The sequence below is a fragment of the Bradyrhizobium sp. NAS96.2 genome (genome assembly GCF_001908235.1).
GTDB lineage: Bacteria > Pseudomonadota > Alphaproteobacteria > Rhizobiales > Xanthobacteraceae > Bradyrhizobium.
This window is the reverse complement of sequence record NZ_LGHK01000281.1, coordinates 1-12,172: the sequence shown is the minus strand read 5'-3', so window position 1 is coordinate 12,172 and position 12,172 is coordinate 1. Positions and strand designations below refer to the sequence as shown.

16 protein-coding genes are annotated in these 12,172 nt (G+C 65.3%); 6 read left to right on the top strand and 10 right to left on the bottom strand.

All coding sequences use genetic code 11. From position 1 onward, the window contains the following. Positions 1-342: P-loop NTPase family protein (locus AC628_RS39480; protein WP_502689833.1), on the top strand; the 342-nt coding region annotated here is incomplete at its 5' end. A 7-nt stretch (positions 343-349) separates the two neighbouring features. Further along, entirely contained in the window at positions 350-949 is a 600-nt protein-coding gene (locus AC628_RS39475) for a flavin reductase family protein (protein ID WP_074132082.1), read from the top strand. 109 nt (positions 950-1,058) lie between these two features. On the opposite strand, the gene AC628_RS39470 is transcribed toward AC628_RS39475, so the two are convergent. Continuing rightward, complete coding sequence (locus AC628_RS39470; protein ID WP_074132080.1) at positions 1,059-1,439, bottom strand: hypothetical protein; 381 nt, start codon at positions 1,437-1,439, stop codon at positions 1,059-1,061. A gap of 168 nt (positions 1,440-1,607) precedes the next feature. Here AC628_RS39470 and AC628_RS44530 point away from each other — a divergent pair, with 168 nt between their 5' ends. Beyond that, entirely contained in the window at positions 1,608-1,763 is a 156-nt protein-coding gene (locus AC628_RS44530) for a hypothetical protein (RefSeq protein WP_168193537.1), read from the top strand. Between the two features lie 42 nt (positions 1,764-1,805). Here AC628_RS44530 and flbD read toward each other — a convergent pair whose 3' ends face one another. The 6 genes from flbD to sciP form a co-directional block, all read right to left on the bottom strand. After that, a complete protein-coding gene (gene flbD, locus AC628_RS39465) occupies positions 1,806-3,191 on the bottom strand; it encodes a sigma-54-dependent transcriptional regulator FlbD (protein WP_074132078.1) in 1,386 nt (461 codons plus the stop codon). Positions 3,192-3,247: 56 nt separating this feature from the next. Further along, positions 3,248-3,598 carry a flagellar motor switch protein FliN gene (gene fliN / locus AC628_RS39460; RefSeq protein WP_074132077.1) on the bottom strand — a complete coding sequence of 117 codons (351 nt, stop codon included), beginning with the start codon at positions 3,596-3,598 and terminating at the stop codon, positions 3,248-3,250. 20 nt (positions 3,599-3,618) lie between these two features. After that, on the bottom strand, positions 3,619-4,242 hold the full coding sequence (locus AC628_RS39455; RefSeq protein WP_074132075.1) for a FliH/SctL family protein: 624 nt from the start codon (positions 4,240-4,242) through the stop codon (positions 3,619-3,621). Then, the gene (fliG, locus tag AC628_RS39450) at positions 4,242-5,327 is read right to left on the bottom strand and encodes a flagellar motor switch protein FliG (protein ID WP_021077001.1); all 1,086 of its coding nucleotides are present in this window, start codon (positions 5,325-5,327) and stop codon (positions 4,242-4,244) included. Before fliG ends, AC628_RS39455 begins: the two co-directional genes overlap by 1 nt. Before the next feature lies 1 nt (position 5,328). Then, positions 5,329-6,957: a flagellar basal-body MS-ring/collar protein FliF gene (gene fliF / locus AC628_RS39445; protein ID WP_074132086.1), complete on the bottom strand. Its 1,629-nt coding sequence runs from the start codon at positions 6,955-6,957 to the stop codon at positions 5,329-5,331. Positions 6,958-7,130: 173 nt separating this feature from the next. Beyond that, positions 7,131-7,406, bottom strand: a complete 276-nt coding sequence (sciP, locus tag AC628_RS39440) for a CtrA inhibitor SciP (RefSeq protein WP_002714638.1) — start codon at positions 7,404-7,406, stop codon at positions 7,131-7,133. Positions 7,407-7,969: 563 nt separating this feature from the next. On the opposite strand from sciP, the gene AC628_RS39435 reads away from it, so the two are divergent. Beyond that, the gene (locus AC628_RS39435; protein WP_074132074.1) at positions 7,970-8,749 is read left to right on the top strand and encodes an alpha/beta fold hydrolase; all 780 of its coding nucleotides are present in this window, start codon (positions 7,970-7,972) and stop codon (positions 8,747-8,749) included. 218 nt (positions 8,750-8,967) lie between these two features. Here the strand turns inward: AC628_RS39435 and AC628_RS39430 are convergent, their stop codons facing one another. After that, positions 8,968-10,386 (bottom strand): hypothetical protein, encoded by a 1,419-nt coding sequence (locus AC628_RS39430; protein WP_210190326.1) that lies wholly within the window; start codon positions 10,384-10,386, stop codon positions 8,968-8,970. Positions 10,387-10,799: 413 nt separating this feature from the next. Between AC628_RS39430 and AC628_RS39425 the strand changes: the two genes are divergently transcribed. After that, on the top strand, positions 10,800-11,087 hold the full coding sequence (locus tag AC628_RS39425; RefSeq protein WP_074132084.1) for a hypothetical protein: 288 nt from the start codon (positions 10,800-10,802) through the stop codon (positions 11,085-11,087). Positions 11,088-11,151: 64 nt separating this feature from the next. Here AC628_RS39425 and AC628_RS39420 read toward each other — a convergent pair whose 3' ends face one another. Both AC628_RS39420 and AC628_RS43550 read right to left on the bottom strand, forming a co-directional pair. Continuing rightward, positions 11,152-11,463 (bottom strand): hypothetical protein, encoded by a 312-nt coding sequence (locus AC628_RS39420; protein ID WP_143202052.1) that lies wholly within the window; start codon positions 11,461-11,463, stop codon positions 11,152-11,154. Positions 11,464-11,643: 180 nt separating this feature from the next. Continuing rightward, positions 11,644-11,826, bottom strand: a complete 183-nt coding sequence (locus AC628_RS43550) for a hypothetical protein (RefSeq protein ID WP_128971724.1) — start codon at positions 11,824-11,826, stop codon at positions 11,644-11,646. Between the two features lie 10 nt (positions 11,827-11,836). On the opposite strand from AC628_RS43550, the gene AC628_RS44960 reads away from it, so the two are divergent. Further along, a partial coding sequence (locus AC628_RS44960) for a hypothetical protein (RefSeq protein ID WP_210190325.1) occupies positions 11,837-12,172 on the top strand: 336 nt, incomplete at its 3' end.

The following is a 12,172-nucleotide window of genomic DNA, read 5'->3' as shown; positions in this document are numbered from 1 at the left end:
CAGAAGCAGCGTGTCGCGCTGGCGCGGGCGCTGGTCAGCCAGCCGCGCGTGCTGGCGTTCGACGAGCCGCTCGGCGCGCTCGACGCGCTGACGCGGATCTCGATGCAGCAGTTGCTGGAGCGGGTCTGGCGCGACCAGGGCTTCACCGCGATCCTGGTGACCCATGACGTCGCCGAGGCGGTCGCACTCGCCGACCGCGTGCTGGTCATCGAGGACGGCCGCATCGCGCAGGACGTCACGATTGACCTGCCGCGGCCGCGCCGGCGCGGCTCGGCCGAGCTCGCCGCGCTGGAAGGCGAGATCCTGAAGCATCTGCTTGAAGGCAGCGAAGACACTTTGTGAGGTCGCCATGAATTCCCTCGTCCGCAATGTTTCGATCGAGCCCGCCGTGGCGGCCGCCGAGTTCCGCGGCGCGATGCGCCATCTCACCGGCGGCGTCAGCGTCATCACGGCCGGGCGCGGCAAAGAGATCTCGGGGATGACGGTGACTTCGGTGTCGTCGCTGTCGGTCGAGCCGCCGTCGCTGATCGTCAGCATCAACCGCGCGGCCTCGTCGTATCCGCTGATCGCGCGCCATGGCGTGTTCGGCGTCAACATCCTGACCGCGGATCAGCTCGATATCGCCGAGCGCTTCACCGGCAAGGAAGGCCTGAAGGGCGCCGAGCGGTTCACCGGGGCTGAATGGACGACGCGCGCGTCAGGCGTGCCGCTGCTGGTCGGCGCGCTGGCCGCCGTCGACTGCGAGGTCGAGGAGATCATCGAGCGGCACTCGCACGCGATCGTCATCGGCCGCGTGCTCGACGTGATCGCATCGCAACGCACCGCCGCGCTGGCCTATTGGCACGGCGAATATGTCGCGATCGACCATGACGAAGACGCCGCCAGGCTGGCCGAGGTCAGCCTGCCGTCGCGTCACGTCCACGCTCCGGGCGTGCCTAAAGCGCGATGAGATTGAATCGTCATCGCGCTTGAGATTCTCGCTCCAGCAGGATCCGGAAAGCCGCTTCGCACTTTTCCGGGTGATGCTTCAGCGAAGCGTTGCCGGTCCGGATCGGCCTTCAGTAGACTGCGCTGAGGGACGCCGGGCTGTCGATGATCACATTGCTGCCGCGAACGCCAGCCCATACGGCCTGGATGGTCTGAGCCGTATTGCTCAGCGGAATGCCGACGACCAGCGTGGTCGGGACGCGGCCGAAGCTCGACGGGGTCCCTTCATTGTAGGTAAAGCTCGCGACGACCGGCGAGGCCGTGCCATTGACGGTGACGCCGAACACGCCGCCTGGAATATCGTTGCCCATGGCGTAGGGATTCGGAACGTTGAGGGTGATGATCGCGGTGGTGCCGACGCCCTCCGGGATCGTCAGGCTGAGGCCTTGCATCGGCGTAAGAGTTGCGGAGTTGGTGGACAGGGTGCCGGCGGTCTGCACGTAAAGGGCCATATCACTCTCCAGTTGTCGAAATATAAAAGCACAATAGGAGATTGAATACGGCAACTGGCTGCAAGATTCAAGGGATCACGGCGAGGCAGCCGGCGCGGCATGTTGGCCGTGGCGCTTTCCCGGCAAGCGCACTAAAAGCCGCGGATGTTTCGGAGACGTGACGGTTCGATGAAGCGCCTGGGAGCCTGGCTGTTCTATCTCGTCGGCGCAATCGCCGTCGCCTATCTGGCGCTCTATGCGTATGCGGCGTTCACCGGCCGCGAGATCACGCCGGGCGATCCGATCCGGATCTTTCGCAAGCCCGACGCGCCCAGCTATTCGTGATGCGGGGCAGGCGGCGGGATTGCTCCGCCGCCTCTCATTCTCTTAGCCGGCGTTCGCCATGCGTTGATAATCGGGCGCGCCGTTGCCGGCCGGGGTGATCGGGATGCCGCCGTCGGCATATTCGTTCAGCTTGTTGCGCAGCGTCCGGATCGAGATGCCGAGGATGTTGGCCGCGTGGGTGCGGTTGCCGAGGCAGTGCTTCAGGGTTTCCAGGATCAGGTCGCGTTCGACGTCGGCGACGGTGCGGCCGACCAGCGCGCGGGTGACCTGCTCGGCGGCCAGCGTGGCGTGCGCCACCGCGGGCGCGGTCTTGGCAAGGTCGAGGCGGTCGCCGTCGGGGGTCAGGATCGCGTCCGGACCGATCTCGTCGCCCTGCGCCATCAGGACCGAGCGATGGATGGTGTTCTCGAGCTCGCGGACGTTGCCCTGCCAGCGGTTCACGGTCAGGACGCGGCGGGCATCGGTCGAGATCGGGCGGACCGGCAGGCCGTTGGCCTCGGCGTATTTCCTGGCAAAGTGCTGCGCCAGTTCGAGGATGTCGGCTGGACGGTCGCGCAGCGGCGGGATCTTCAGGTTGACGACGTTGAGGCGGAACAGCAGGTCCTCGCGGAAGGTACCTTCGCGCACCGCCTCCGACAGATTGCGGTTCGAGGTCGCGATGATGCGGATGTCGACCGGAACCGGCTTGGTGCCGCCGACGCGGTCGATCACGCGCTCCTGGATCGCGCGCAGGAGTTTCGATTGAAGGCGGACGTCCATCTCGGAGATTTCGTCGAGCAGCAGCGTGCCGCCGGTCGCTTCCTCGAACTTGCCGATGCGGCGCGCCACCGCGCCGGTGAAGGCGCCTTTCTCATGGCCGAACAGTTCGGATTCCAGCAGGTGCTCGGGGATCGCCGCGCAGTTGATCGAGATGAACGGCCGCTTGGCGCGGGCCGAGCGGGAATGGACATAGCGCGCCAGCACCTCCTTGCCGGTGCCGGACTCGCCGGTGATCATGACCGACGCGTCGGAGCCGGCGATCTGCTGCGCCAGCTTGATCACCCGGCCCATCGCCTCGTCGCGGTAGATCAGGTCGCGGGCGTCGTTGGCGACCGCGGCCAGCACGGCTGCGATCAGCTCGGGGTCGGGCGGCAGCGGGATGTATTCCTTGGCGCCGGCGTGGATCGCGGCAACCGCGGCGCGGGCGTCGTTGGAGATGCCGCAGGCGACGATCGGCACGTGGATGTGCTCGGCCTCGAGCCGCATCACGAGGTCGCGGATGTCGAGGCCGACGTCGACCAGCAGGAGGTCGGCGCCCTTGCCGCCGCGCAGCACGTTCATCGCCTGTTCGGCGGTCTCGGCGTGGGTCACGGAGGCGCCGTTGTCCATCGCGATCTTGGTCGCGGTCGTGAGCTGGCCCTTCAGGGTGCCAACGATGAGAAGCCGCATGATGATCTCCTGTTCGTCTGGTCGCGCAGGTTCCGCGCGCTACCGCCTAGGTTCGTTTAAGAGCGTTCTGCCTTGATGATTTCGGTCATGGTCACGCCGAGCTTGTCTTCCACCAGCACCACTTCGCCGCGCGCCACCAGGCGGTTGTTGACGTAGATGTCGATCGCCTCGCCGACCCGGCGGTCGAGTTCGAGCACGGTGCCCGGTCCGAGCTTCAGGAGGTCGCCGACGTCCATCTTGGAGCGGCCGAGCACGGCCGAGACCTGCACTGGCACGTCGAACACGGCTTCGAGGTCGGCCGCGATGCGTGCGGCATTTTCGTCCTCGCTGTAGCCGATGTCGTCGATCCCGGGCGCGTCGGCGGCGTTGAGATCGGGAAGCGGGACTTGGGTGTCGGTGTCGCTCATGGTTCAGCCCTCAATCGCCTTCAGCCAGCCTCGCCGCGGGACGCCAGATAGCGACCGACGAGTTCGTTGATCTTGCCTTCGATCGCGGCGCGTTCCAGCACCACGCCGCCGTCGGCCCATTCGATCCGGCAGTCGCCGGTCGCAATGGTCGGCTCGGCCAGGATCACCAATCGGCCCTGGAAGCCGGAATGCGCCGCCATCTGCTCGATGTTGTGATGCGCCGCCTCATACAGCGCGTCATTGATGCGGACCACGAGATGCGGCGTTGCCACCAGATGCGAGAAGCAGTCGGAGACCAGCGCGGTGATCTCGCCTAGCGGCTCGCGCGCGACCAGTTCGGCGCAGAGCTTGCGGGCGACTGCGACCGCGACATCGACTGCCTCGGTCTCCATCCGCATCTCGATGCCGGCAAAGCGGGCGGCGATGCCCTTGATCGCGGTGCCGATCTCTTCCAGCGCCTGCGCCGCGCGGCGGTCGCTCTCGACCTTGGCTTCGCGTAGCGCCGCCTCGTAGCCGGCGCGATAGGCACGCGCTTCGGCGTCGGCGACCTTCTGGGCGACCTCTGCGGGCGTCGGCGCGCGCTCGCGGGCGCGGTCGGGGGCCGAGAAGTCGGTGTCGAACAGGAATTTTGCGGGTGCGGCCATCAGTACACCAGCTCGTCGTCGGCGCGGTTCTTGGTCAGGGTGATCTCGCCGCGGGCGGCGAGGTCCTTGGCGAGGTTGACGAGCAGCGCCTGCGCCTCGTCGACGTCGCGCAGTCGCACCGGCCCCATCGCGGCCATGTCGTCCATCAGCATCTTGCCGGCGCGGGAGGACATGTTGCCGAGGAAGAAGCTGCGCACCTCCTCGTTGGCGCTCTTCAGCGCGACGCCGAGCTTGTCCTTGTCGATGTTGCGCATCAGCGTCTGGGCCGAGGCGGAATCCAGCTTGATCAGATCGTCGAAGGTAAACATCAGCGCCTTGATGCGCTCGGCGGATTCGCGGTTCTCTTCTTCCAGCGAGGTGATGAAGCGGGTCTCGGTCTGGCGGTCGAAATTGTTGAAGATCTCGGCCATCACCTCGTGGGCGTCGCGGCGGCGGGTCTGCGACAGGTTCGACATGAACTCGGTGCGCAGCGTCTGCTCGACGCGCTCGATGACTTCCTTCTGCACCGCCTCCATGCGCAGCATGCGGCCGACCACGTCGAGCGCGATGTCCTCGGGCAGGATCGCCAGCACGCGCGCGGCATGCTCCGGCTTCAGCTTCGACAGCACCACGGCGATGGTCTGCGGGTACTCGTTCTTGAGGTAGTTGGCGAGCACCTCTTCCTGCACGTTGGAGAGCTTCTCCCACATGTTGCGGCCGGCGGGACCGCGGATCTCATCCATGATGCCGGTGACGCGCTCGGCCGGCAGATATTGCTGCAGCAGCCGTTCGGTGGCGTCGAAATTACCCATTAGGGCGCCGGAGGCCGACATCCGCGAGACGAATTCCAGCATCAAATCCTCGACCACGTCGGCCTCGACGGTGCCGAGCGTCGACATGTGCACCGACAGCTCGCGGACCTCCTCGTCGTCGAGCATCGACCAGATCTTGCCGCCATATTGCTCGCCGAGCGCGAGCATCAGGATCGCGGCGCGCTTCGGGCCGGGCAGCGGCTTGCCCTTGGGCCGAGCGCTCTGCCGGTTCGCCAGCGTCGAGAGGACGGTGGCGATGTCGTTGGCGTTGGTGGTCTGGGGTACGGCGGCCATGTCAGTTCTCTACCGGCTCGCTCAGCCATTGACGGACGATGGAGACGGTCTCGTTCGGATTGCGCTCGGCGAGTTCGCCGACCCGGTGCACGGCCTGGGCGTGGACCTGGCCCTGGATTTGGGCGACGTCGATCAATTGCGCCGCGCCGCTGCCGGCCGGAATCAGCGCCTGGCCGGTCGCCCCAGCGCTCTCGGCATGGGCTTCGGCGAGCGCCGGCACGCCGCCACCTGCCAGCGCCGGAATGACGTCGGCCGCGACGATGCGCTTGACCAGCGGACGGATCACCATGAACAGCACGACCAGGCCGAGCATCATCATGACGCCAAGCTCGATGACGTACATCACGTCATCCTTGGTGAATTGCAGCATGCCGAGCAGGCCGGTCGGCTCGGTGATCGGCTGCGAGGCGGGCGGCTCGGCGAAGCGCAGGTTGACGACCTCGACCTGGTCGCCGCGCTTCTGGTCGAAGCCGATCGCGGAACGGACCAGGGCGGCGATGCGGTCGAGCTGCTCCTTGGTGCGGTCCTGGTAGACCATCTCGCCTTTTTCGTTCTTGGCGTAGGCGCCGTCGACCAGCACCGCGACCGAGATGCGGTTGACGCGGCCGGCCTCGGTCACCTCGGTCTTGGTGGTGCGGGAAATCTCGTAATTGTTGGTTTCCTCGCTCTTCTTGCTCTGGTCGCGGGCGCGGGCGGCGTTGTCCTGGTTCTGGTTGCCCGGCAGCTCGTTGGCGACGGTGACCTGGCCGGAATTGTCGGCCGTGAGGCTCGATTCCTCACGGGTCTGGGTCGAGCGCAGCACGCGGCCCTCGGGGTCGAACTTGTCCGAGGTCTGGGTGATCTTGTTGTAGTCGAAGTCGGCGGAGAGCTGGACGCGGGCGCGCCCAGCGCCGACCACCGAGGAGACAATGTCCTCGACCTGCTTGCGCATCCGCTTCTCGAAGGCGGCGCGGCGCTCGTCGCCGACAGCGGCATCGGCGTCGGACTGGGCGCCGTCGGCGAGCAACTGGCCGGCCTCGTCGACGATCGAGACCCGCTGCGGCTTCAGCCCGTTGACCGCAGAGGCGACGACATGGCGGATCGCCCGGATCTGCTGCGGCTCCAGCGAACCGCGCACCCTGAGCACGATCGAGGCCGACGGCTCCGGCGTCTCGCGCGAGAACAGCGGCTTTTCCGGCAGCACGAGGTGGACGCGCGCGGCCTGGACGCGGTCGATGGCGCGGATGGTGCGGGCGAGCTCACCCTCCAGCGCGCGCAGATGATTGATGTTCTGGACGAAGCTCGTGGTGCCCAGCGCGTCCGACTTGTCGAAGATCTCGTAGCCGACGCCGCCGCCCTTGGGCATGCCGCCCTCGGCGAGCTTCATTCTGAGCCGCGTCACCTTGTCCTTCGGCACCATGATCGCCGCGCCGTCATTACGCAGCTCGAACGGGATCGCCTGGCGCTCCAGCTCCTTGATAATGGCCGAGGAATCCTCGGTCGACAGGTCGGTGAACAGGGTGGTCATCTGCGGTGTGGTGACGCGCATGATGACGAAGGCGAAGAAGCCGATCAGGGCCGCGGTGACCGCAACCATGGCCGCGAGGCGGGCCGCACCAAGACCTCTCAGGAAAGCAACCAGACTTTGCACCAACGGCCCCCAGGGATTCGGCCCACGCGGGTCCGACTGGGCAAATATTGCCTAGGGTATGGTTTCCATATGGTTAACGAAGGTTAAGGACCGCGGCAAAATCGCGGACATGAAAAAAACCGGCTTCGCAGGGCGGAGCCGGTTTTCGTCAAATGCCACGGGTATTGGCAGGCTTACTGCCGGTATTGCTGGATACGTGTGGTGCGCAGTCCGGCCAGACCATGCTGGTCGATCGAGAACTGCCAGGAAAGGAATTCATCGACGGTCAACGTGTAGCGGCTGCAGGCCTCCTCGAGGGAGAGCAGGCCGCCGCGGACCGCAGCGACGACTTCGGCCTTGCGGCGGATGACCCACCGTTTGGTACCGGGGGCCGGCAAATCCGCAATCGTTAACGGGCTGCCGTCAGGCCCGATGACGTATTTCACCCTCGGGCGATGGGGTTCTGTCATGGCGTACTCACAAACTCTCAACCACTGAACTCGCGATTGGTAACCTACGCCTCCCGGTTTAAAATTTGCCTAAGCCCAAGCGTTCAATACGAATCTCGTTGGAACGGCCGGGAACACGGAGCCGGCTTGGCCGGTGGATGCCGGTCTTCGCGGGTTTTGTCGGGCCTACTGAGCAAGCGGCACCCCTCTCCCCAACCCTCCCCCGCAAGGGACCGCAAGGGGGGAGGGAACCCGTCCGCCAGTGCGTCCCTCACATTTCTGACGTGTAACGAGTAATGCCACGTGAGGTGAGCACGCTAGATTGGCTCCCTCCCCCCTTGTGGGGGAGGGTTGGGGAGAGGGGTAAGCCCCGGGCGAGATGATTGATCTGAGGCACGCTTTCGCAATCACGGCTTGCGCGCCGAACGTGAACGATCGTCGAGACTCCTCCTTGTTCAACTATCCTTGATCTCGACACCCCGGGCCGCTTCGCGCGTAACCACGCGCCGTTGCGTGCGTAGGAGAGGTTGTCCGCTCGCCGCAGGTGGGCGCGCTTCGCCAATCCTTCCATCCGAGCCCCTATCATGATGATGAACAGACGCACTTTCTCGACCGCCCTGCTTGCCGGCGCGGCAGCTTCACTGGTGTCCTCGCGCGGCATGGCCGCAACCACGCAGCCGGTAAGGGCGCGCAACGTCGTGCTGGTGCATGGCCTGTTCGCCGACGGCTCCTGCTGGTCCGAGGTCATTCCGCGATTACAGACGGCAGGGCTCAATGTGACATCGGTGCAAAATCCGTTGACCACGCTGCCGGAAGCGGTCGCATCGGCGCAGCGTGTGCTTGATCGCCAGGATGGCCCGACCGTTCTGGTCGGCCATTCCTTCTCCGGCATGATCGTCACCGAGGCCGGCATGCATCCGAATGTTTCGGCGCTGGTCTATGTCGCCGCGCGCGCACCCGATGCGGACGAGGACTACACCGCATTGGCCAAAACCTATCCGACGCCGCCGGCAAGCGCCGGCATCGTGTTCGATGGCGACGAGGGCCGGCTGAGCGAAGCTGCGTTCCTGCGCGATTTCGCCGGCGACCTGCCGGAGGCAAAGGCGAAGGTGCTCTATGCCGTGCAGCAGCCGTTCCACAAGCAACTGCTCGCAGGCAAGACGAGCCATGCCGCCTGGCGCAGCAAGCCGAGCTATTACGCGGTCTCCACCGAGGACCGCACCATCAATCCGGATCTCGAACGCTTCATGGCGAAGCGGATGGGCGCCACCACGATCGAAGTGAAGGCCAGCCATCTGGCGCTAATCTCGCAGCCCGAGCCGATCGCGCGGCTGATCCTCGACGCCGCGGGACGGCCGGAGTGAGAGGTGCATCGAGTCGCAGACTTCGTTTCACCTCGCCCCGCGTGCGGGGAGAGGTCGGATCGCATGGAGCGAAGCGCAATGTGATCCGGGTGAGGGGGAGCCTCCGCAACGCAGCTATCACCGTTTGCGCGGCGACAGCCCCTCACCCCAACCCTCTCCCCGTAAGAACGGGGAGAGGGGGCGGCGTCGTTCCTATTCAGCGCGGTCTCGTTGCGCCGTTAGAGGATATGCGCGCCGTGACTGTTGAGGATGCCGTGATCGCCAGTGATCGGGATCAGATCATGGACCACAGTATCGACATCGACAGGCGCGCTTGCCGTATTGCCTGAGGCGATGTTGCCGGCCGGCGCATGGCTGAGGTTGAGGCCGCCGAGCAGATTGCCGACCAGCCCGTCCGTTCCGGTGCCGCCGAGCGATGGAATGCTGAGCGGGCTATTGCTGCCGGTCAGTGCGTCGAGATCGAGCAGGTGCGGTCCGTTCGGCCCGACATCGACGGCATTGACCTCGACCGTGTGATGGTCGCCCGAGGTCGGCGCAGCCAGGATGTCGATCGGCGTCCCGTTGGCCTGCGTCGGACCCACGTCGAGCGTGACAAGATGGCCGCCGTTCGGGTTGCTGAGGCTGCCGACGATGCCGCCGAGCAATCCGCCATCGCCGGCATTGTTGCCGCCATTCGCGGTCACCAGCGGCAGGCTTTGCAGGTCGTGACCGAGATCGTGGATCAGATTGTCGACCGGATTGGTCGGATCGTCCTTTCCATCGACCACACCGGTGAGCAGAGTGGCCGGCACGGCATCGACCGCATGCGCGGTATCGGTGAGATCGGCGCCGAGATGCGTCACGGCGTCGGGGGTGTGACCGGCGAGGACTTCGCCGGGGGTGTTGAGCACGTCGGTCAGGAGATTGGAGTGCCCGTCGGCAGCAGGCGCTGTGCCGAGCTGGCCCAGGCCGACGGTGCCGGCGAGATTGGTGACGGCGTGAACCGCATTGTCCAGTCCGGCCTCATGCCCGATCGTGGTGAGCAGACCGCTCGCGTCGGACGCGGCGCCGTTGACCGCGTTCAGCACGGGTTGCAGCAGTCCGTTCTGTCCGGCGAGCGTGAGGCCGCTGTTCTGGCCGAGACCAGCCGGGATAGCGCCGATCGCATTCACGGTATCGGTGAGATCGGTGCCGAGATTGGACACGGCGTCGGACGTGTGACCCGCCAGGACTTCGCTTGGCGTGTTGAGCAGGTCGGTCAGGAGATTGGAGTGCCCGTCCGCAGCAGGCGCGGCGCCGAGCTGCCCGAGCCCGACCGTGCCGGCGAGGCCGGCGACGTCGTGGACCGTGCTGTCCACTCCGGCCTGCTGCCCGATATTGGTGAGAAGACCGCCGGCGTTGGTCGCGGCCGCATTGACCGGATTCAGCACGGGCTGGAGCAACCCGTCCTGTCCGGCGAGCACGAGGCCGTTGCCGAGGCCTGGCGATCCACCGCTTCCGGAGCCTCCGCCGGTGGACGTGCCGCCACCCGAAGCGGTGCCTCCGCCGCCCGAGCTGCTGCCTCCCGAACTGCCACCACCCGCGCCACCAGCGGAGCTGCCGCCGCCGGAGCTGCCCGTACCGCTACCCGACGCGCCGGAACCCGATGATCCCGTCATGCCGCCCGACGAAGAGCCGCCGCTTCCGGCATCCGCGCTGCCGCCGATTGTCCTGATGATCCGGAGCTGCTTGATCCAGAAGCGCCTCCGGGAGCAGTGCCCTGTCCCATGGCCTGATACTGATCAGCATACGCATTCGGGTCGCTCATGTGGTTTGCCTCCGTGTTGCGTCTAACCGGGGCAAAAACCGAAGCTTGAGCGGAATAGTTGCGTCGCGAATGCGTGCGCGCCTGAACATGGCAAATGGCCGATGTCGGGCACGATTCAAATTTTCATCAAGGGCGGTGCGTTCGTGACTGAACTGTGTTGGTTGCAAAACAGCGTGATATAGCTCACGGCGTGTGTGCGCGCGGCGCATCATGGTTGGGGCGTCGCATTGGAGCGACGAATGGAAAACGAAGGACCCCGACATCATGGCCAACATCGACCACAAGCAAGGCACCTATACGATCGCCGCCAATTCGAGCCAGAATTTCACGTTCTGGTGGGGAAAGGATTCGAAGGCGCCCAACGAGTTTTTCGACGTGTCGATCGCACCGCATTTCGAGAAGAACCTAACCCCGATGGAGCCCCTGCGCGAAACGGACCGGGCCGTGTACTGGGACTACCGCGGCGGTGTCGGCGTCGTGCTGATCCTGACCCTGAAGAACAGCAACAATTTTCCGGTCACGTTCGAGGCCAACCACGTCCGCATCTATTGAGGCGGCGAGGGCATGAAGCGGGCCGTGCCCCTTGCGCGGCCGGCATCGGGCCAATCCGGCAGAGTCAGATAACGCTCGACGACGACCACATGTGCAGGACCACGATCGAGGGCCAAGGCAGGACGACCCAGAACAAGTGGATCGCTCGAAACTCGCCGGCCTTGCTCACGAACAGCATAAGGGTGGCGAACCAGATCGCATAAAGGACGAGCAGGAACGGCAGTATCCCCTTTGCGGACGGATCGGGCGCCAACCCTGGCAAGACGCTATAGACGCCCCCATAGATGAAGACGTACCCCATGATGAGCGGAAACGACACGCCAACGCCGAGCACGGCACCGCCAATCAAAGCGCCGAGCATCTTCAATTCTTTCAAGCGAGGCTCCCTCGGATGCAAATTCTTCTAGGGTAGCGATCAGGGCACGCGCTCTACTTAGACGAGATGAATGTGCAAACAGATTACGGATTGCGACGAATTGTCGGGATACGCATTGCCCGACCGCGAGGCGCGAGGGCCATCGGCCGGCTGCCCTCAGTCTGATATCCCGGCGCGCGCTTACTCGCCGGCTGCGGGCGGCAACCTTTCCCGGAGCGCTGCAATCTCGAGCATCACGGTAATGGCGATCGTCTTGAGGCGAGCATTCTCGGCCATCGTCTCGGCGAGCTGCGGAGGTATCGCTGCCGCATGCTGGCGAGCGTTCTGGGCGAGCTCTGGCGGTGTAGGGCGTGTCGTGTTCACGAGCTAACTCTTGCCGGTGGTCGAGGCGACCAGCCTGTGCTGCTGCGAAGTTTCAGGGCAGAATCGGCGCTCAAGCGCGCGAATGAAGATAGCGCCCGCTTGCTTACAGCCAGCTTACGCGGAACAATTTATTGCTGATTGTGTCTGTGGCGCCGCCCGGGCAATGCCGGGTTCGACGGCCTTGGCATTGATTTGCCCGACGGCGCAAGCCCTCGCCGCAAAAATATTTCGCTTTATCAGAAATGCAACTCAGTATATGGTTCGTCCGTCTCACCCGATCGAGGGGCGCTTCGCGATCGTCACGAACGCGGGTCGAGATGCGGTGGACGCCGATTGCGCAACTGAC

Bases quoted from the DNA above. Each gene is read 5' to 3' on its own strand.
- AC628_RS39475 (WP_074132082.1), top strand. From the start codon at position 350: ATGAATTCCCTCGTCCGCAATGTTTCGATCGAGCCCGCCGTGGCGGCC.
- AC628_RS39470 (WP_074132080.1), bottom strand. From the start codon at position 1,439: ATGGCCCTTTACGTGCAGACCGCCGGCACCCTGTCCACCAACTCCGCA.
- AC628_RS44530 (WP_168193537.1), top strand. From the start codon at position 1,608: ATGAAGCGCCTGGGAGCCTGGCTGTTCTATCTCGTCGGCGCAATCGCC.
- flbD (WP_074132078.1), bottom strand. From the start codon at position 3,191: ATGCGGCTTCTCATCGTTGGCACCCTGAAGGGCCAGCTCACGACCGCG.
- fliN (WP_074132077.1), bottom strand. From the start codon at position 3,598: ATGAGCGACACCGACACCCAAGTCCCGCTTCCCGATCTCAACGCCGCC.
- AC628_RS39455 (WP_074132075.1), bottom strand. From the start codon at position 4,242: ATGGCCGCACCCGCAAAATTCCTGTTCGACACCGACTTCTCGGCCCCC.
- fliG (WP_021077001.1), bottom strand. From the start codon at position 5,327: ATGGCCGCCGTACCCCAGACCACCAACGCCAACGACATCGCCACCGTC.
- sciP (WP_002714638.1), bottom strand. From the start codon at position 7,406: ATGACAGAACCCCATCGCCCGAGGGTGAAATACGTCATCGGGCCTGAC.
- AC628_RS39435 (WP_074132074.1), top strand. From the start codon at position 7,970: ATGATGATGAACAGACGCACTTTCTCGACCGCCCTGCTTGCCGGCGCG.
- AC628_RS39430 (WP_210190326.1), bottom strand. From the start codon at position 10,386: ATGACGGGATCATCGGGTTCCGGCGCGTCGGGTAGCGGTACGGGCAGC.
- AC628_RS39425 (WP_074132084.1), top strand. From the start codon at position 10,800: ATGGCCAACATCGACCACAAGCAAGGCACCTATACGATCGCCGCCAAT.